The 19,205-nt window shown below is 43.0% G+C and carries 18 protein-coding genes; 10 read left to right on the top strand and 8 right to left on the bottom strand.

The window, feature by feature from the left end; all coding sequences use genetic code 11:
• Positions 1-69: 69 nt before the first annotated feature.
• The 3 genes from FTV14_RS04240 to FTV14_RS04230 form a co-directional block, all read right to left on the bottom strand.
• Positions 70-1,320 (bottom strand): serine hydrolase, encoded by a 1,251-nt coding sequence (locus FTV14_RS04240; RefSeq protein WP_257219752.1) that lies wholly within the window; start codon positions 1,318-1,320, stop codon positions 70-72.
• 71 nt (positions 1,321-1,391) lie between these two features.
• The gene (locus tag FTV14_RS04235; protein ID WP_180002218.1) at positions 1,392-2,246 is read right to left on the bottom strand and encodes a MaoC/PaaZ C-terminal domain-containing protein; all 855 of its coding nucleotides are present in this window, start codon (positions 2,244-2,246) and stop codon (positions 1,392-1,394) included.
• A gap of 195 nt (positions 2,247-2,441) precedes the next feature.
• Positions 2,442-3,833, bottom strand: coding sequence for a 3-oxoacyl-ACP reductase (locus FTV14_RS04230; protein WP_180053409.1), 1,392 nt, complete (start codon positions 3,831-3,833; stop codon positions 2,442-2,444).
• Between the two features lie 240 nt (positions 3,834-4,073).
• On the opposite strand from FTV14_RS04230, the gene FTV14_RS04225 reads away from it, so the two are divergent.
• The gene (locus FTV14_RS04225) at positions 4,074-5,591 is read left to right on the top strand and encodes an acetyl-CoA C-acetyltransferase (protein ID WP_180053408.1); all 1,518 of its coding nucleotides are present in this window, start codon (positions 4,074-4,076) and stop codon (positions 5,589-5,591) included.
• A gap of 97 nt (positions 5,592-5,688) precedes the next feature.
• Here the strand turns inward: FTV14_RS04225 and aceI are convergent, their stop codons facing one another.
• Positions 5,689-6,120 carry a chlorhexidine efflux PACE transporter AceI gene (gene aceI / locus FTV14_RS04220; RefSeq protein WP_180053407.1) on the bottom strand — a complete coding sequence of 144 codons (432 nt, stop codon included), beginning with the start codon at positions 6,118-6,120 and terminating at the stop codon, positions 5,689-5,691.
• A gap of 94 nt (positions 6,121-6,214) precedes the next feature.
• On the opposite strand from aceI, the gene FTV14_RS04215 reads away from it, so the two are divergent.
• The 4 genes from FTV14_RS04215 to FTV14_RS04200 all read left to right on the top strand — a co-directional run bounded on the left by FTV14_RS04215 (position 6,215) and on the right by FTV14_RS04200 (position 10,194).
• The gene (locus tag FTV14_RS04215; RefSeq protein ID WP_180053406.1) at positions 6,215-7,105 is read left to right on the top strand and encodes a LysR family transcriptional regulator; all 891 of its coding nucleotides are present in this window, start codon (positions 6,215-6,217) and stop codon (positions 7,103-7,105) included.
• Positions 7,106-7,194: 89 nt separating this feature from the next.
• Positions 7,195-8,166: a transaldolase gene (gene tal / locus FTV14_RS04210; protein ID WP_159124304.1), complete on the top strand. Its 972-nt coding sequence runs from the start codon at positions 7,195-7,197 to the stop codon at positions 8,164-8,166.
• Positions 8,167-8,248: 82 nt separating this feature from the next.
• The gene (leuE, locus tag FTV14_RS04205; RefSeq protein ID WP_179992453.1) at positions 8,249-8,908 is read left to right on the top strand and encodes a leucine efflux protein LeuE; all 660 of its coding nucleotides are present in this window, start codon (positions 8,249-8,251) and stop codon (positions 8,906-8,908) included.
• A 110-nt stretch (positions 8,909-9,018) separates the two neighbouring features.
• The gene (locus tag FTV14_RS04200; protein ID WP_180033514.1) at positions 9,019-10,194 is read left to right on the top strand and encodes a benzoate/H(+) symporter BenE family transporter; all 1,176 of its coding nucleotides are present in this window, start codon (positions 9,019-9,021) and stop codon (positions 10,192-10,194) included.
• A gap of 17 nt (positions 10,195-10,211) precedes the next feature.
• Here the strand turns inward: FTV14_RS04200 and FTV14_RS04195 are convergent, their stop codons facing one another.
• Together FTV14_RS04195 and FTV14_RS04190 are read right to left on the bottom strand one after the other, a co-directional pair.
• A complete protein-coding gene (locus tag FTV14_RS04195; protein WP_180017584.1) occupies positions 10,212-10,556 on the bottom strand; it encodes an SMR family transporter in 345 nt (114 codons plus the stop codon).
• Positions 10,557-10,622: 66 nt separating this feature from the next.
• On the bottom strand, positions 10,623-11,627 hold the full coding sequence (locus tag FTV14_RS04190; RefSeq protein ID WP_180053405.1) for an alpha/beta hydrolase: 1,005 nt from the start codon (positions 11,625-11,627) through the stop codon (positions 10,623-10,625).
• Between the two features lie 276 nt (positions 11,628-11,903).
• Between FTV14_RS04190 and FTV14_RS04185 the strand changes: the two genes are divergently transcribed.
• Together FTV14_RS04185 and FTV14_RS04180 are read left to right on the top strand one after the other, a co-directional pair.
• Positions 11,904-12,347: a universal stress protein gene (locus FTV14_RS04185; protein WP_125279008.1), complete on the top strand. Its 444-nt coding sequence runs from the start codon at positions 11,904-11,906 to the stop codon at positions 12,345-12,347.
• A 125-nt stretch (positions 12,348-12,472) separates the two neighbouring features.
• The gene (locus FTV14_RS04180) at positions 12,473-12,919 is read left to right on the top strand and encodes a universal stress protein (RefSeq protein WP_104425970.1); all 447 of its coding nucleotides are present in this window, start codon (positions 12,473-12,475) and stop codon (positions 12,917-12,919) included.
• A 42-nt stretch (positions 12,920-12,961) separates the two neighbouring features.
• Here FTV14_RS04180 and FTV14_RS04175 read toward each other — a convergent pair whose 3' ends face one another.
• Both FTV14_RS04175 and pepN read right to left on the bottom strand, forming a co-directional pair.
• Positions 12,962-13,171 carry a hypothetical protein gene (locus FTV14_RS04175; protein WP_004783945.1) on the bottom strand — a complete coding sequence of 70 codons (210 nt, stop codon included), beginning with the start codon at positions 13,169-13,171 and terminating at the stop codon, positions 12,962-12,964.
• Positions 13,172-13,380: 209 nt separating this feature from the next.
• Positions 13,381-15,990, bottom strand: a complete 2,610-nt coding sequence (gene pepN / locus FTV14_RS04170) for an aminopeptidase N (RefSeq protein ID WP_180053404.1) — start codon at positions 15,988-15,990, stop codon at positions 13,381-13,383.
• 682 nt (positions 15,991-16,672) lie between these two features.
• Between pepN and FTV14_RS04165 the strand changes: the two genes are divergently transcribed.
• The 3 genes from FTV14_RS04165 to thiM all read left to right on the top strand — a co-directional run bounded on the left by FTV14_RS04165 (position 16,673) and on the right by thiM (position 19,132).
• The gene (locus FTV14_RS04165; RefSeq protein ID WP_004783954.1) at positions 16,673-16,930 is read left to right on the top strand and encodes a hypothetical protein; all 258 of its coding nucleotides are present in this window, start codon (positions 16,673-16,675) and stop codon (positions 16,928-16,930) included.
• Positions 16,931-17,098: 168 nt separating this feature from the next.
• Positions 17,099-18,259, top strand: a complete 1,161-nt coding sequence (locus FTV14_RS04160) for a hypothetical protein (RefSeq protein WP_180053403.1) — start codon at positions 17,099-17,101, stop codon at positions 18,257-18,259.
• 39 nt (positions 18,260-18,298) lie between these two features.
• A complete protein-coding gene (gene thiM, locus FTV14_RS04155) occupies positions 18,299-19,132 on the top strand; it encodes a hydroxyethylthiazole kinase (RefSeq protein ID WP_125279013.1) in 834 nt (277 codons plus the stop codon).
• The last annotated feature ends 73 nt before the right edge of the window (positions 19,133-19,205 follow it).

Raw genomic sequence — 19,205 nt, 5'->3', positions numbered from 1 at the left:
GCACTGGAATTTGCCACAAAATAGCATATTTTAAATGACTGACTAAACTCCCAAATCAAGGATATTCAGTTAGCGCCAGCCTTTTCTTCCCGTCAATACCGCATCAGCACAGCGCAAAGTTTCCTGCGTCAGCCCCCAAAGACGGTAATCTCCAGTTAATGAACCTGTTGGGAAGTTATGGGTATAGGCAAAACTTAAACCGCGTTCCGGATCACACCAGGCACCAGAACCGTTAAAGCCCATATGACCAAAACCTGTAGAGGCTTTACCCAATGTCAAAATACGGTGATAACCCAGACGCCAGTGCATTGGCACAGGCATCACCCGATCACGACGGGTATATTGCACCTGGCTTAGTCGCTGGAATACTGGAGGTGAAATCAACTGCTGGCCTTGCCAAGCACCGTGATTAGCCAACATCGCATAGATTTTTGCCAGACTGTCTGCAGTAAAGACGCCATTAGCTGAAGGAATAATCGCCTGTAATCCCTCATCACTAAAGAAGCTAAAATTCTTCATGCCTTTAGGAATCATGCCATCCTGAAAATCTTGTGGACTCTGACCACTCCAGACCAGAGCACGCTCCATTAAACCGGGTTTGCGTGTAACTACTCTTTTGCCTTTAGAAGATTGAGATGCAGATTTTGCTTTAAAGATCGGTCGCGCAACTCGAGGCAGTTCATCCAGCGGCACACTAAAATAGGCACCATTTAATTGCAGAGGCTGAACTAAATATTCCTGCATTAATTGGCCTAATGATTTACCGGTTGCCTTTTCCAGTACTCCCCCCACCTGCCAGCCAAAAGTCAAAGGTTGATAAGCGGCATCAGTCGTGGTCTGAAAACGTGGTTCAGCTGCCGCGATCCGCTCCAGCATGTGTGACCAGTCAGCCATTTCAGTGGCATCATCAATGATATTACGGATATCAAACAAACCACTTTGATGGCTCAGCATATGTGCCAAAGTAATCGACCGTTTACCTTTCTGGGCAAATTCAGGCCAGTATTCTGCAACTGATCTGTCATAGTCCAGATAACCTTTACTGACCAGAATGTGTGCCAATGTCGCCAGTACACCTTTGCCAGTGGAATAGCATAGTGACATGGTATCGGGCTGCCAGTTTTCTGTGGCAGACTTCTTTCCGGTATAAATATCGACAACTTTTTGTCCCTGAAAATATACAACAAGTGCCGCACCACCCTGTTCAGTACGTGCATCCTGTAGGCGGCTAAACTGACGAGCAAGGTCGCGAAAACGCGCATCCACATTGCCCTGATAATTATGCTGATCCGCAAACAGATAATCTTTGATTGGCTGCATCATTCTATCCATAGAATTTTGATCCCTTAAAATAAAAAAGCCTAAATCGAGTTTAGGCTTTTGATTTAGATTTAAATTGCTTTTACATGACCAGTGACATGCGGCTTCTGGTTTTTGCTGTTCCGGATCAGGAAATCTGTATCATTCGCTGCTTGAGCGGTCAGGAACTCAACTTTAGAGGGTAAGTACATCGGCAACTTGAACCAGACATCGGCTTCATATGCATCTGGCAATGACAGATTAGCCAGCGCTTTGGCTTTGCTCCACATACCATGTGCAATTGCCTGTTTAAAACCAAAAGCCTTCGCTGTAACAGCATGAATATGAATCAGGTTAAAATCACCTGAGGTCATGGCATAACGGCGGCCGGTATTTTCTGAAATTTTCCATTCAGTATTCAGCTTATAGTCCGGCGCTTTACTTTCTGCCGGTTTTTCAGCCGCTTTAGCATCAGTCTTTTGACGTGAAAGATAAGTCGTTAATGCCTCAACGACGACTTCATTGCCTACTTTGACTGTGGTAATAAAATCAAACTGAACGCCTTTGTCATGGGGCTGTAATTCACCAAATTTGCATGACAGGGTTAAAGTCTCATTTACACCGACTTTACGGTATTGCTTGACCTGATTACGGATATGTACCAGTCCTAAAATCGGGAACGGAAATGCTTCCGAGGTCATCATGTGCATTTGTAGACTTTGAGACAATACGGTCAAATAAATAGCTGGAATATAACCATTATTTTTAAAGCCACATACTTCATTATAGGCTTTTAAATGTTTCTGATCGACCTTGAATGAATCCACCACATATTCAACTTGCGGTAGAACTTTTTCAGCTTTCGGCTTTTTAAAAATCAAGCCTTGAATCACTTTTGGATAGGCTAAATAAGGTTTTGGAAGTTGACTAAAATGGCGCGTATTCATACTGAACCTTTGGAAATATTATCTTTATAAAGTGACCTCTCCTGAGCATACTTCAATCATTGTATGAAAGTGAAGCACTGGAGAGGTTTTGAGAATTCTTGGAATTTTCTCTTTAAAATTTTAATCCCCCGGAATCCCCCTTTATAAAAGGGGGACTTCTCCTCTCTTTTATAAAGAGAGATCGGGAGGGATCTATTAAGCCCCTAACAGGCTTTGACCACAGACACGAACCACGTTGCCATTTAAACCTGTTGAAGCCGTAGAAGCAAACATGGCAATTGTTTCTGCAACATCTACAGGTAGACCACCTTGGCTCATTGAGTTCATACGGCGGCCAGCTTCACGGATTGCAAATGGAATCGCAGCCGTCATTTGTGTTTCGATAAAGCCCGGTGCAACGGCATTAATCGTTACACCATTTTTTAAGGTTGGTGCTGTGAATTTCACCACACCAATCACACCCGCTTTAGACGCTGCATAGTTGGTTTGACCCAGGTTACCTGCAATGCCTGAAATTGAAGATACACAGATAATACGGCCATTGGCATTTAGACCATCGTTGGAGATTAAATAGTCATTTACACGTTCAATGGCAGACAGGTTGATGTTAATCACTAGATCCCATAGCTCAGGCTTCATATTAGCCAAAGTCTTGTCACGGGTAATACCGGCATTATGTACAATAATGTCCAGACCACCCTGCTCAGCTGCTGCCGCTTTGATTTTCTCACCTGCATCTGCAGCGGTAATATCAATGGCTAAAGTTGAACCGCCAATTTCACCGGCTACACGGTCAAGGTCCGCTTGCTGCTGCGGAACATCCAGACAGATGACATGTGCACCATCACGTGCCAATACATGAGCAATCGCTTCACCAATACCACGGCTTGCACCGGTCACTACAGCAGTTTTGCCTGCTAATGGTTTAGTCCAGTCCACATCCACTTTTTCAGCAGGTGAAACACGGATCACCTGGCCAGAAACATAGGCAGAACGTGGAGAAACTGCAAAACGCAAAGCAGACTCAAGGTTTGCTTCAGCACCGGCATCTACATAGATCAGGTTCGCTGCAATACCCTTTTTAAACTCTTTACCCACAGATTTTACAAAACCTTCCAGTGCGCGTTGAGCAATTGACTGACTGACTGATTTAGCAGTTTCAGGTGTAGTCCCCACAATCACGACACGGCCAGAACTTTGAATTTGACGCGCAATCGGGTTAAAGAAATCATAAAGTGATTTTAATTGTTCTGAATTTTCGATTCCTGAAGCATCAAAAATGACAACTTTGAATTTTGATTCTTTATCGCCCGGATTAAACGCACCCAGATTCAGTCCAGCTGATGCAGCAACCTGCTGCAGTTCAGCATTGTTACCCGCATAGCTATTGGCATGAATATTTGCCAGAACCTGAGCAATAGCACCAGTCAAGGTACTTGCTGGTGCCGCTCCAAACAATACCGCGCCTTTGACTACAGGTGTAGCAGACTCAAAACGCTCTAAAGAAGTTGGGGATGGTAGACCCAAATTTTTAATGACAAATTTACCAATAGGAGATTTTGCAAAAGTTTGGTACTGATCAGTCATGTTTATTATCTCTCATACAAATTAATTTTTGGTTGATCTAAAGTTATCCTTAAACTTCAGTATGATGCCAGACACTTATATTTCAATAGATCTACCAGATTCCGCCCAATCATACTTGAGATAATAGGCAGATGACTTGACCTAAGTGCAGTCTGTAATGTCATTGTAGTCAATACAGCCTATCTTCTTCTATGCTAATGTAACCGCCAAGAAGACGATCTATTTGCCTGGTAAAGCCTTATGAGCAAAACAACTCAAGATAATCCAGCAGTCGAGAACTCTGCGACAGAAACTGTGTCAAAACCATCAACGCGTAGCAAGCGTAGCACTAAAAATCCTGATACAGCCAATGCCGCAGAAAAAAGTCCGGCTAAAACCACACGTACACGCAGTACATCTGCACGTACCAAAAAAACGACTTCAAGCCAACAAGATTCAACATCTATAACACAGACTTCTGTTCAACAGGAACCAAACATGAGCCAAAATACAGTTCGCCGCGTTGCTATTATCGGTGGTAACCGCATTCCATTTGCACGTTCTAACGGTGCTTACTTTACGGCATCCAATACTGATATGTTCACAGCAGCCCTGAATGGTCTGGTTGAACGTTTTAATCTTCAAGGTCAACGCTTAGGTGAAGTGGTTGCAGGTGCTGTACTGAAACACAGCCGCGACTTCAACATGACGCGTGAATGTGTACTAAATACTGCTCTTGCACCGGAAACCCCTGCTTATGACATCCAGCAAGCATGTGGTACTGGCCTTCAAGCGGCATTCCTGGTCGCGAACAAGATTGCTCTAGGTCAAATCGAAGTGGGGATCGCAGGCGGTGTAGATACAACTTCTGATGCACCAATCGCTTTTGGTGATGGCTTACGTAAAGCATTACTTGAGCTGAACATTGCGAAAACTGCGAAAGACCGTTTAAAAGCCCTGACTAAAATCAATGTAAAAGACCTGATGGACGCACCAAAAAATGGTGAGCCACGTACTGGCCTGTCTATGGGCGACCATCAGGCGATTACTACACTGGAATGGGGTATTTCTCGTGAAGCGCAAGATGAGTTAGCTGCTTCTTCACACCAGAAAATGGCAGCAGCCTATGAAGAAGGTTTCTTTGATGACTTAGTAACTCCATTCCTGGGTCTTGAACGTGACAACAACTTGCGTCCTGATTCTTCAGTTGAAAAACTGGCGAAACTTAAACCTGCTTTTGGTAAAGGCGATGCACGTACCATGACTGCGGGTAACTCTACTCCACTGACTGATGGTGCGTCTTGTGTGCTATTGGCTTCTGAAGAATGGGCTAAAGCAAATGGTCATGAAGTATTGGCTTACCTGACTTTCCAGGAAACTGCTGCCGTTGATTTCGTAGACAAGAAAGAAGGCCTTTTGATGGCACCTGCTTATGCAGTTCCTCGTATGCTGGAACGTGCTGGTCTGAAACTTCAAGATTTTGACTACTATGAAATTCACGAAGCATTTGCATCGCAAGTACTTTCAACGCTGAAAGCTTGGGAAGATCCAAAATTCTGTAAAGAGCGTTTAGGTCTGGATGCTCCACTAGGTTCAATTGACCGTGCCAAACTGAACGTAAAAGGTTCTTCTCTTGCTGCAGGTCACCCATTTGCAGCAACTGGCGGTCGTATTATCGCAACTGCGGCAAAACTGATTAACCAGAAAGGTTCAGGTCGTGTGCTTGTTTCGATCTGTGCAGCTGGTGGTCAAGGCGTAACAGCAATTATTGAAAAATAATCCAAGCCTCATATAAAAAAACCGCTCTCTATGAGCGGTTTTTTTATTGCAATATTATTAGCGAAGCATTTGAGGATTACTCTAATAAAGACTCAAGTTAAGCTTTTCGGTAGTCTGGTTCCAGACCCATTTTGGCCTCAAGCTGGTCATAGCACCACTGGAAGATAAAGGTATATACCAGAATACATAATGTCATCGCCAAATCCAGAAGAAAAGCCTGTGCCAGACCGATCTGTAATGCATAAGCCACCATCGGAATCGTCGCCAGCATCAAACCACCCTCAAATCCAATCGCATGAGCAATCCGTACTTTAATCGTTCTTTTTAGACGACGTTTAGCTTCAAACTTTTCAAAATAATGATTAAACAGCATATTCCAGAACATTGAAGTCACAGCCATCGCAATTCCGAGAGCGCCTGTGACCTCAAGCGGCATATGCATGAGCGTACTCAGTAATATGGCAATCACCACCAATAAAATGCCTTCATATAAGGTGGCATGAATCAGTCTTCTTTTCGAAATTAACATTTCCGTTCAACAAGTCAGGAGATAAAAGAATTTTATTTCTTTTAATTTGATTATTCGAGTTAGAATCTATCAATAAAAATGAAAGATAGAATGCATGAATATCAATCAAGAACAGCTGCTGATGTTTAAACTGGTCATGGAAACCGGCTCCTTCTCTGCTGCTGCACGTAAACTTGGCAAGGTTCCTTCTGCAGTGAGTATGGCCATTGCCAATCTGGAAATTGATCTTAATCTGGTGCTATTTGAACGCATTGGCCGTGAGCCGAAACCCACCGCACAGGCGCAAGTGCTATATGAAAAAACTGAACAGCTTTTGGTTGAAATTAACCAATGGAAGCAGCATGCGCTTGCGCTCAGTTCAGGTTTGGAATCTGAATTAAATATTGTGGTGGTGTCTGAATTACTCCATACCCGCTGGACTGATTATATTGTTTTACTGGAACAGGAATTTCCAGCGCTGCAAGTCAATGTCTTTAGCGCACCTCAGGAGGATGCTCATCGTATGCTGTTTGAAGGTTCAGCGCAGTTAGCACTGATGTTTGAACGGGAGCAATTAGAAACCCGTGAACAGTTTATAGAATTAAAGCGTGAGGTACTGGTTGCTGTGGCGGCCAAACAGCATCCATTAAGTCAATTTCACCAGGTTAGCTATGAACAGATTTTACAAAACCGACAGATTGTTGTTGCCAGTCGTGATCGTAGCATTAAGCCAGAACTGCTCTTTTCCCGGAATTACTGGCGCACTGACAATCATCATTCAGCCTGTAACATGATCCAGCAAGGTTTGGGCTGGGGTGTACTCCCTCTGGAAATGATCAATGAACAGCCACATTTGCAGGAGCAGCTACAGATCTTGCAGCTGCTCGATTTCACCCCAAAATTTGAATATTTTGTCGATCTGGTCTGGAGTCGGGAAACTCGACTGGGTACAGCTGCTCATTTTTTGATTAATCACTTGCGTCAGCAGCGAAAAACCGACCATTAATCACAGAAATTCAACGACAGTCTACTTGGTAAGAGGATGATTTATGATATATAAGAATGCATAAGCAATAACCATAGAACTAGATCGTAATGACATTAACTGCACTAAACCAATTAAAAAACTTGACGACTATTGTGGCAGATAGCAGTGATTTAAGCGCAATTGAGAAATTTCGCCCTCTGGATGCAACTACAAATCCATCTCTGATTACTGCAGCTGCGAAACAGCCTGAAAATCAGGCCTTGATTGAAGCAGCTTTTCAACAAGCCCAGCAAGAAGGCTATGTGAATAATGCCCTGATTGAACGCACGATTGATATTTTGACCGTCAAATTCGGTGTTGAAATTTTAAAACTGATTGAAGGTCGTGTTTCGACTGAAGTGGATGCTTCCCTGTCTTTTGATACTGAAGCGACCATCGCCAAGGCTAAAGAATTACTCGCGCTGTATGATCAATATGGAATTAATTCTGACCGCATCCTGATTAAGATCGCATCGACTTGGGAAGGTATTCAGGCAGCGAAAGCATTGGAAGAAGAAGGTATCCATACCAACCTGACCTTATTGTTTGGCCAGCATCAGGCCCATGCCTGCGCTGATGCCAAAGTGACTTTAATCTCGCCTTTTGTCGGCCGCATTCTAGACTGGTACAAGAAAGCGGAAGGTGTTGAGTCGTATCCGATCGAAAAAGATCCGGGCGTACTCTCAGTGAAGCGCATTTATGAATTCTATAAAGCGCATGGGATTAAAACTGAAATCATGGGGGCAAGCTTCCGTAGTATTGAGCAGGTTTTGGGCCTCAGCGGTTGTGATCTACTGACTGTTGCACCAAACTTGCTGGAACAACTTGAAAATGATCAGCGTGAAGTTCAGGCTCAGCTTTCAGCCAAAGATATTCAATCTCAAGGTGAACTGAATCCAATCAGTCATGCCGATTTTGATGCGCAACTGAAACAGGACCAGATGGCCAGTGAATTACTGCAAGGTGGTATCGATGGCTTTATCAAAGCCCGTGAACAACTGGCGGCTTTATTAAAGGAAAGTTTTTTGAGCACCACCTAAATTCACAGCGAATTTATAGAATTTCTCCAGGCCGATGTTGCTATAATGCCGCATCGGCTTTTTTCATTTTTGCGAGTTCTTCGTGTTTGGTATCACAGATCTAACGACCTTTATTATTGGGACAACGTTAATTGTGTTACTGCCGGGGCCGAATTCCCTCTATGTCATGTCAATTGCCTCTCGTTTTGGCATCAAGACCGGTTATATGGGTGCCTTAGGGGTTTATACCGGTGACTTGATTCTGATCCTATGTACGGCGTTAGGCGCAGCCTCTCTACTACATGCGTTTCCCGTGCTGTTTATTGCCCTGAAAATTATTGGTGCTGTTTATCTCAGTTATCTTGGTATCAAACTGATCATTGCCGCCTATCAGACTTTCTTTCCGAAACAGTCGTCACAACGTGTTCAGATTAAAAAGACTACTCCTGAAACTGTCGGGTCGATTCAGCCCTTCCGTACAGCATTAACAATCAGTGTTTTAAATCCTAAAGCGATTCTGTTCTACCTGTCTTTTTTCGTGCAGTTTGTTGATCCTGTTTACCCTTATCCGGCACTGACTTTTGCACTCTTGGCTTTAATCCTGCAACTGATCAGCATGACCTACCTTTCAATCCTGATCTTTTCCGGGGTCAAACTCGCGAGCTATTTCAACCAGAATTATAAATTGACCGCTGGCGGGGTTGCTTCAGTAGGAATTCTATTCTGCGGATTCGGCATCAAACTGGCGACATCTACTTTCTAAGAATCAGCAGCTTTCTGGCAAGAGCAGCGCTTTCAAAAATTGTTAAAAACATTGTGTTGATATATGAAAAGCGTATGATTTAAACGCATTTAAAAATAGTGTCATGGATGATGCCTAAACTTTTACAAGATCTCTCCTTTCCTGCCATCATGGCGGGTTTTATTACCTGCATGATTGGGATCAGCGTATCCGCCGTACTGGTCATTGAAGCAGCCCAAAGCCTGGGTGCAAATGCAGCGCAAATCAGTTCCTGGTTATGGGCACTCGGCATAGGTATTGGGGTTTCCGGCTTTCTGCTTTCCTGGAAATATCGTTATCCGATTTCCACCGCCTGGTCGACAGCCGGTCTAGCGTTAATTATTGCCTCCGCAGGCCATTACAGTCTGGCCGAAGCGATTGGCGCTTTTCTGATTTGCGGTATCCTGATTGCCTGTCTGGGATTTTTCGGAATATTTGACCGGATTTTTCAGTTTATTCCACAAAGTCTGACCAGTGCCATGCTGGCTGGTGTCTTACTGAAATTTGGTATTTCAGTATTTGGCAGCCTGCAACAATCCTGGGGCTTTGTACTTACCGTACTGGCCATTTATCTCATTTCTAAAAAGCTCAGTACCCGTTATAGCATTGTCATTACCGTACTGCTTGCAATTGTACTCTGTCCGTTCTTTATCGATTTTACACTTCCCCATTTGAACTGGAGTATCGCTCAGCCTGTATGGACCACGCCAGAATTTAGCCTGCAAGCTATTTTAGGACTAGCTCTTCCGCTGATGGTGATTAATCTGGCATCGCAATATTTACCAGGCCTGGCTGTAATTAAAAGTTATGGCTATCCACCCAAGGTAAATTCGATTTTAGGTTGGACGGGCCTCACTCAAGCACTACTCGCTCCCTTTGGCTGTTTCAGTGTTAATCTTGCCGCGATTAGCGCAGCAGTCAGTCTGGATGCACAGGCACATCCTGATCCGGCTAAACGTTATATCGCGGGTATGAGCTGTGGTCTGTTTTATATCCTGATGGGTTTCTTCGCTGCGACCCTGACCAGCTTATTGATGGCTTTTCCAGGTATTCTGATTACGGTTCTGGCTGGCATTGCCCTGTTTGGCACCATTGGCCATAACATCGCACTGGCTTTTCAGGACAGTCATGACCGGGAAGCCGCACTGATGACCTTTCTGTTCAGTGCATCCAATATCCAGTTTTTTGGAATAGGTTCAGCTTTCTGGGGCCTACTGCTTGGTTTGATGGTTTATTTACTATTTAGGCTTAAACCTCAGCTGGCTTAGACTTATATCTATCTCTTTTAATGTCCTGCCGTTTGAGAAAACAGATTAATGACCACTACACCGGAAATAATCAGGGCAATACCAATAAAAGCAGGAAGATCCAGCGCCTGCTTAAATACAATATAACCGACAATGGCTGTGAGAATGATCCCTACACCGGCCCAAATCGCATAAGCAATGCCTAAAGGAATTACCTTAATCACCTGAGACAGCAAATAAAACGCGATACAGAATAAAACGACCACCGCTAAAGAAGGCCACAAACGGGTAAAGCCTTCAGATTTCACCAGAAATGTAGAGCCAGTGACTTCGGCAATAATGGCCAAACCCAACAAAAAATATGCCCAAGTTGCAGGATTCATTTTTTCACTCTCCAAATTTATCTTTCCTAGACCAAAACTTAGTTATGGTCTTAAGAAATAAATTTTTTATAAGTTTATGTTGAGGGGCGAAAGCTGATGCAAAAAATCCAGCGTCTTGATAAAAGTCTGCTGACTTTCTTTCTTGCCCATAAAGAACTGATATTCATGAATCAGCCAAGCTTTAGATTCGGGATAAAAAACTTCTGTCACTGGAACCTGCTGTGCTTTTAAAGCTTTGATAAAAGGCAAGGATTGGGTATCAGTCAGAAAGTCCTTGTTGCCCCCGCTAATGAATACTGGCGGATAAGACGGCGTAATATACTGGATTGGAGAAATACGTTTGAGAAATTCGGCATCATTTTTACGCTCACCTGTATAAGCCTGAATCAGGCTATATACTCCCCACTCTACGATCTTCATTTCATCAGGTGCGGTACTGGCGAATGACTCCAAGTCATAAATACCACAGTGCAGAATCAGACCTTTAAGCTGGGAAGGTTGCAGATAAGGTTGAAAATCCGATTGTTTGGCAAAGGCGGGATTTGTTAAAAGTGCAGCATAGTGGCTGGCCATATTCGCCCCGGCAGAATCTCCGGCCAGATATAAATTTTCGGCATCAATCTGGTATTCGGCTGCATGTTGAGTAATAAACTCCAAGGCCTGATCAATCTGATGTAACTGGCTTGGATAAATGGCTTGAGGTGCAAACTGATATTGGACCGATACCACATTATAACCTTGCGCAGCCAGAAGTTTAAAATAACCCCGGGCATGTTCTTTGGAACCAGAAATCCAGCCACCACCATGAATCCACACAATAGTTGGTTGAGGGCCGATACTTTCGATATTTTGTGGTTGATACAGATCCAGAGACAGTTTTTGCTGCGGTGCATAGACCATATTCTGATGCACAATGACCGAACCTGGTGCATAACGATCCATCACCTTTTGCTGCATTCCTGTGGTCAAATTAAAAGCACCGGCAATAACCCGGCTGTTTTGTACAGTATTTTGACAGCCTGCCAGAATAATTGAGCAAAGTAGCAATAAATGAATGACAAAAAACCTCAAAACCTTCCCCATCGGTCAGCCCAAAGATAAGCCTAGGCAGTTTAAACTATCCCCAGAAAAACAGCGTCATTTATCCTGTTATTTTTGATCAATAAAACCTGAATTCCTAGTTTTTTACTCTGCTTTTTCTTTCATCAAATCTCTGCTTTTATGTGAAAAATATCTGTAATTTAAAGATTTTTTGCCATTTTTCAGCTTTTTGCAATTGCACCCATGGGTGTACTGTGCTATCAATAAATCAGAGCGTAAAAAACACACAACATGCGGAGAAAAATCATGGCTTACCAACATATTTTAGTCCCAGTAGACGGTTCAGATATTTCCTTTTCTGCAGTTCGACATGCAGCCAAAATTGCCAAGGCATTTGGCAGTAAACTTTCCTTGATTAGCCTGATTGCAGAAGACCCTTTTACTGAAGCTGACTTCTACTACAGTTCAACCATCATGAAAGAGTATTTTGCACAGGCTCATGCCAATGCAAAAAATGCCCTAAAAGAAGCCACTGCAATTGCAGGCAGTGAAGGTATAGAAGCAGATTCCCGCATTGTGACTGGCCTGGTGAATGCCGAACATATTGCTGAGACTGCAGAGGAAACCCAGGCTGATCTGATCGTCATGGGTTCACACGGCCGTAAAGGCTTCCAGAAAATGATTCTGGGCAGTTTTGCACAAGATGTTCTCGGCGCCAGTCAAATTCCGGTGTTAATCGTTAAAAAATGATCTGATTTGCGCATCTTCAAGGTGCGCAACTTTTTCAGGCAGTGTTTCTGCCTAAATCCTTCTACAGTGAACCTCCATTTTCTAAATGACCATTTCACTGCATATTCTAAAAATGAGGAGGTACCATGCAAAACTATGAACATATTCTTGTCGCACTCGATGAATCCTCGATGTCCTATGCTGCAGCTGAACATGCCCGTGAGCTGGCCAAAGCTTTTAATAGTAAAGTGACGTTAGTCAGTATTATTGCTGTAGATCCATTTAAAGGCGTGGACTTTTATAAGGTTGCTCCCGCAGTCACTGACTATTTCATGCAGGCAGAACAACATGCGCTGGATCTTTTAAATGAGATCAAGGCAAATTTTGTGCATGATGGTACACAGGTCACGACCAAGATCATTCATGGAATGGCACCTTCTGAAGGAATTCTTCAGGCAGCGCAGGAAGTTCCGACCGATCTGATTATCATGGGGTCACATGGCCGTAAAGGTCTGCAAAAACTGATGCTGGGCAGCGTGGCACAGAATGTCCTTTCCCAGTCCGAGATTCCGGTATTGATTGTGAGACCTTAACGTAACCCAGACAACAAAAAAGCCTGCGATGCAGGCTTTTTTTTAGCGAACTTTTTGATTCAGTTCGTTCAGGAAGAGTTCAGCATCCAGCTGGCTATTAAATACTTTTTTGTATTCTCCAGCTTGCTGAATAGAATGCGGTGTATATTGAAGGGAGATTTCAAACAGACCAGTCGCAGCATTTCTGCTGACATGAACCGCAATAATATGCCGAGTATTTAAATAAAAACCATCTTCGATTTTCACTAACATCTTGAATAAGACCTCTAGTATATCAATTTGAAGATTTCTTCATGTTTAATAGAAAAGTATAGTTTTACTTTCCTGTCTAGCCTCTTACTGTAAACCTTTTATGTGACTGATTTCACATTATAGTATTTTAAATGCGCTTAAATTCACCATTTAAAATAAGTCAATAATAAAAAGCCGGATCAGTTGATCCGGCTTTTTACATAACGATCTTATACGCTTAACATGCTGTTCAATGTCTCTGAGACATTTTTCGATTTCACCTGTGGTTTTAAAGCTTCAAGTTGTGCTTTGACTTCACTGCGTTGTGGTTCAATCAGGGTATACCAGCGTGAAAGCACCTGAAGTAGACGTGAACCGACAATCGGGTTTTTCTGATCCAGATATTTCGCCAGCTCGATATAATGCTGCACACCAAAGCTCCAGGTATTGACCGGATTGGCATTCAAACCGCCACTCACCGCACGGATACGGTTTGGCACTTTCAAGTCATAATCCGCATGCCCAGTGAGTGCTTTAATTGTTTCTGCAGTCGCTTTTGGATGAGCTGCTTGCAGCATGAACCATTGATCCAGTGCCAGTGCTTCATCTTTAAAGCGGTTATAGAAATCATCCAGGAATGCTTTGGCTTGAGGCGCATCATTCCATACCAATACACGCAAGGCACCCAAACGTTCAGACATATTGCCTGTGTTTTGGTATTGCTGCCCTGCCAGTTCAAATGCACTTTCATCACCTTGACGTGCAATCAGCATTAGCATGATATTTTTCAGTGCACGCACACCCATCGCCTGAGAAAAATCTGACTGCAGTTCAGGATCCAGACTCAGATAGATTTCTTTAGCTGTTGCTCCAAAAGCACGTGCCAATTTATGCAGCAAGGCATCACGTTTTTCTTGGATCATGGCCGGATTGTAGTCTGTATCAATCCGGCTACCCAGGTAACCTTCTGCCGGTACATCAAATAAGCGTGAAGCCAATAGCGGATCTTTTTGAATCAGATCAGGTAAGGTATTCAGCATTGCCTCGATATAGATTTCAGAAGGTTGATCATCCAGCAGAATGCGTTCTAATAAAGTCTGGGTCGCTTGCCACTGGTTAAAACCATTGGTTTCATATTGCAACAGGAACGCCAGTTCTTGTTCAGAGTAATCAAAATGAAGATCAACGGGTGCAGAGAAGTTACGCAGTAAAGAAACAATCGGCTTGCTGGTTATACCGCTAAACTCGATGGTCGCTTCATCTTGATCAAACAGATATACCCCATCTTTGACGCCATTTTCAAATAAGGCATCAGAGTTCAGGCTCAGCTGCTCACCGGTATTCGCATCAAACAAGGCCAAAGCCACTGGAATCGGAACAGCTTTCAGATTCGGATATTTCGGATGAGCTTTCAGGCTTTGCTTAAAGCTAAGACGATAAGTTTGTGCATCTGCATCATACTCACCTTTTGCGACCAGTTTCGGTGTACCTGGCTGGTTATACCAAGTCAGGAAGTTCGATAAATCTACCCCTGAACCGGCAGTCAAGGCAGCCACCCAGTCTTCAACCGTTACGGCCTGACCATCATGACGGCGGAAATACTCATCTGTACCTTGACGGAATTTTTCTTTACCGAGCAAAGTCGCCATCATACGGTTAATTTCTGCACCTTTTTCATACACGGTCGCCGTATAGAAGTTATTAATTTCTACAAAATGATCCGGACGCGGTGGATGCGATAAAGGGCCAGAATCTTCCGGAAACTGATGCGCTTTCAGGACTGCCACATCATCAATACGTTGTACCGCAGCAGATTGTAGATCTTCAGAAAAAGACTGATCACGGAATACGGTCAAACCTTCTTTCAGACACAGCTGGAACCAGTCACGGCAGGTAATCCGGTTACCTGTCCAGTTATGGAAATATTCATGGGCAATCACGGACTGCACACGCATGATGGCAACATCAGTTGTATATTCTTCATCAGCCAATACACATGAGGTATTGAAGATATTCAGACCTTTGTTTTCCATCGCACCCATGTTAAATGCGCTGGTTGCTACGATCATATAATTATCAAGGTCGTATGGCAGACCATAATGCTCTTCATCCCAACGCATGGAATGTTTCAACGCTTCCATCGCGATTTTGCATTTTGGAATGTCTTTTTCTTCGGCATAGATTTCCAGTGCGACATCACGACCCTCTGATGTGGTATAGCGATCTTTCATCACTGCCAGATCACCAATCACGCAGGCAAATAAATAGCTTGGTTTTTTGGTTGGATCTTGCCAAAGTGCATAGTGACGGTTTTCATCCACTTCACCAGTTTCGATCAGGTTACCGTTAGCCAGTAGAACCGGATACTTTTTGTCGGCTTCAACACGAGTAGTAAATACAGACAATACATCTGGGCGGTCTGGATAGAACGTGATTTTACGGAAACCTTCCGGCTCATTTTGAGTCACGAACAGATCTGAACTGGCCTGATACAGACCTTCCAGCATGGTATTGCTTTCTGGATGAATCTTGACCACTGTTTCAATAGTCGCCTGATCTGGAGCATTGCTAATCACCAGTTGCTCAGCATCTAGAATATAATCTGATGCATTTAGTGGCTGACCATTTAACTGGATTGATTGCAGTTCCAGGTCACGACCAAGCAATACCAGATCACCTGCTGTTTGACGCTGCATCTCCAGTTTGCTGCTGACCAGCGTATGATCGTCATAGACTTGAATATTCAGGTCGATTGAATCTACAACAAAAGAAGGTTTTTGATAGTCTTTTAAATAAATGGTTTGATCTGCTTCGATCACCGGATTCGCCGCGATATTCATATAATGTCCTGATCCTTTTTGCACAGCTTCTAAGGCAAAAGATTGTCAATGCATTGATCATACGCCTTGATCTTGAACCTGTCTGTGCGTTTCATTTGTATTGTATATGGGAATAATTACTGATCTTTTCAATTGAGCTACATCAAAATATACGATAATCGCCTTATATTTGCCCGATATCTAAAATCCCCATCTCTAAAACAACTTAAAGATAAAATAAAAAAAGCTTTCATCTGCACTGTATGATTCCTCTATGCATGATTCCTGCACATGCAAAGTATTATTCCAATATGAAAAATTACTGCCTGGGTTCAGGACAACCTTATATCTAATTTAGATGCTGGGCGCTGCAAAACCTGACTTCTAAAAGATTAAGTTCTGGTTAATCTGCGTTCCAAATTTCATTTTAAATGCACAAATGACATGCACCAGTTTGAATGCATTTTGCATCACCCAACAGCAATGGCAGGATTCAAAGAAAGATATATGCCAAGTTTTCGGCCAATATCATATTTTTTTACATTTTCTTATGTGCTTGATTTAAAAAATATATAATTTATGATTAATAGCAATTCCGAAATATTGATTAAAAAATGAGCATAGTTTTTGCTACAGTTTAAGTGTGTTTTCTCCAAGCGCAAAGACTCCAAGAATAACGACAACAAAGAAATTGAGGTGAGCTATGTATTTAAAACAGCATGTGGTACGGATTGAAAATCTTAAAACACTTCAGGTTCTGGATCAGGCCAATATTGATCATAAAGTCATTGCCCTGTTTATGAGTTCTGAAGGCGTTCAGCTACAGGCGCATGAGGTCAGTGCGATTCTGAATACTTATGATGCACTCGGTGCCAAAAAGGTTCCATCCAAAAAAGTGCAGGCGTTGATTCAAGCGAAACATCAGGGAGAGGAAGACGAAACATTACCATGCCCTGTTTAAAAACGATGATCCAGTTTTCTTGAATACAGGGCTACTTCGGTAGCTCTGTTCGTTTAAAGGCTATCCTGTCCTGAAATCTGTAGCATTAAAAATATTCTCAAATGACGCGTGACTTTGATGAGCTGTGTATAATCGCAGTTTCTCTTTATTCTGGAGTTGTGCGCAATCATGGTATTCAACGTTCTGCAAAAACAGCTTGATGAAAGTACGCAGTGCCCGTTATGTAAGGCCTCCATGTACTGGATCGAGGCAGAACAGTATGATCAGGACATTACTTATCATGAATGCAGCCACTGCCAGCATCAGCTCTATACCGACCAGAAACATAACTGTTATTGCGATCAGTGTCTGGCTCAGCGTAAACGTATGCTGAAAGAAGTCCGTTTACAGGAAAACCGGAAATTTCATAAAAAACAGGATCGGCATGAATATGAGCTCAATCAGCTCAGCTTTATTAATAAACTGTTTCTGCTCTCGATTCTGGATGAACAGGTTCAGGAACATAGCCAGCATCAGGAATATATTGACTGGCATGCCATTAAATATTATTCCATCAGCCCGAATTACCTGTATCAGCATGGTCTGGTCAAAAATCTGCTGAAAGACCAGATTCTAGTTCCTAGAGATATTCAACAAGAGAATCAGCAGTACTATATTAATGTACGTCTGGATGGCTATTCTGAGCCAAGCCTGTTTAGTATTACCCAGCAATTGCGTTACTGGTTCTATGAAAATCTGAGCAAAGGCGTACCTTTTAAAAGTGCGGATGAAGTCAAAGATGCACTGTATTGTCTGCTGTATCAGGAAGTCATTCAATTCGCTCAGTTCTATTGCCGTAGCTGGGGTATCCAGATTGCGGGCAATCAAAGTTTTCAGGCTTTCTGCTATCGCCTGCTCGATGTTTTGGCTGTGGGACAGATTTATTATCTGGTGCAATCGGCCCTCGAATATCTGTATCAGCAGAAAGCTTTAAAACCACGAAATGAAAATTTCATTAATACCAATTTACTGAAAAAGACCCTACAGCAATATCGGGAACGTTCAGTGAATGAAAAATGGGAAACCTCTATTCTGCCTCGTCCACCACAATTGCCTTTGAGCAAAATGAGCAGCATCCTGTTTTTTCGTTTCCTGGGTTATGATGAAAATATTTTCTTCCAGCCGATCTGGCGTTCATGGCAGAAGATTGAACCACGCCTGAAATTTTATTCACAAAAACGCTGTATGCATTGCGGCTCACAAGAGCTTACTGTTGAATATGATGCTAGCGATTATGTCAGCCTGTTATGCCGTAACTGCAAACATCAAGACCATTATTTTACCCGCTAAGCATTTAGCAGCCCTATTCATATTTGAAAGATCATGATGATGAATACTTCCGTGCAACAATTACAAAATACTTTTCTCGATCAGATCTGTGAAGCCTGGTCATTGCTTCAAGAGCAGCAACCCTTGGTGCATGTGATGACTAATGCGGTGGCCAGCAACTATGTGGCCAATATCTTGCTGGCTGCGAATGCTTCGCCCGCCATGATTGATAATCCTTTTGAAGCAGAGGGTTTTGTCAAAATTGCCGGGGCACTCAGTTTAAATTTGGGAACACCGACTACTGAACAGGTCGAGGCAATGCAGATTGCTGCGAAAACAGCACACAGCATTCAAAAGTCATGGGTACTAGATCCTGTTGGTTATGGAAATGTACTGCATTGGCGTTCAGGTGTTGTGGATCAGCTCATGACCTATCAACCCACAATTTTACGGGGAAATGCTTCAGAAATTGGTGCCTTGGCAGGGAAAAATATTGAGTCCAAAGGCGTCAATAGCACTGTCGATAGCTCGGAAGTTTATCTACAGGCGCAGTCCTTACTGGAACAATGTGAATGTATTGCTATTTCAGGTGAGTCTGATTACATCATTTCCAGAGATTATCCGGTGATTCAGGTTTTAGGCGGCTCATATTTACAGCCGCGCGTCACAGCAACTGGATGTGCCCTAGGCGCACTGATTGCAGCGTATAGTGCAGTAAGTTCTCCTGCGATCGCAGCGCTCTCTGCTCATGTTCATTTTGCAATCGCCGGTCAATTGGCTTTTGCCAAAGCACCGACCTTAGGCCAGTTTAATGCTGCATTTACCGATGAGATCCATCAATTGAATATAGAAACGATCCGTCAATATGCAGACTTTCGGATTTTGGCGGATTAAGCATCAGTCGGGTGTTTTATAATGAACACATAGAACACCCTATTACACTATTCAACTTATTTTTAGATAATTA

Origin of the sequence: Acinetobacter sp. YH12236, from assembly GCF_013417645.1 — a bacterium.
In the GTDB taxonomy this organism is placed as follows: Bacteria; Pseudomonadota; Gammaproteobacteria; order Pseudomonadales; family Moraxellaceae; genus Acinetobacter.
Note: the sequence above shows the minus strand (reverse complement) of the source record. Positions and strands in the feature narration are given on the sequence as shown.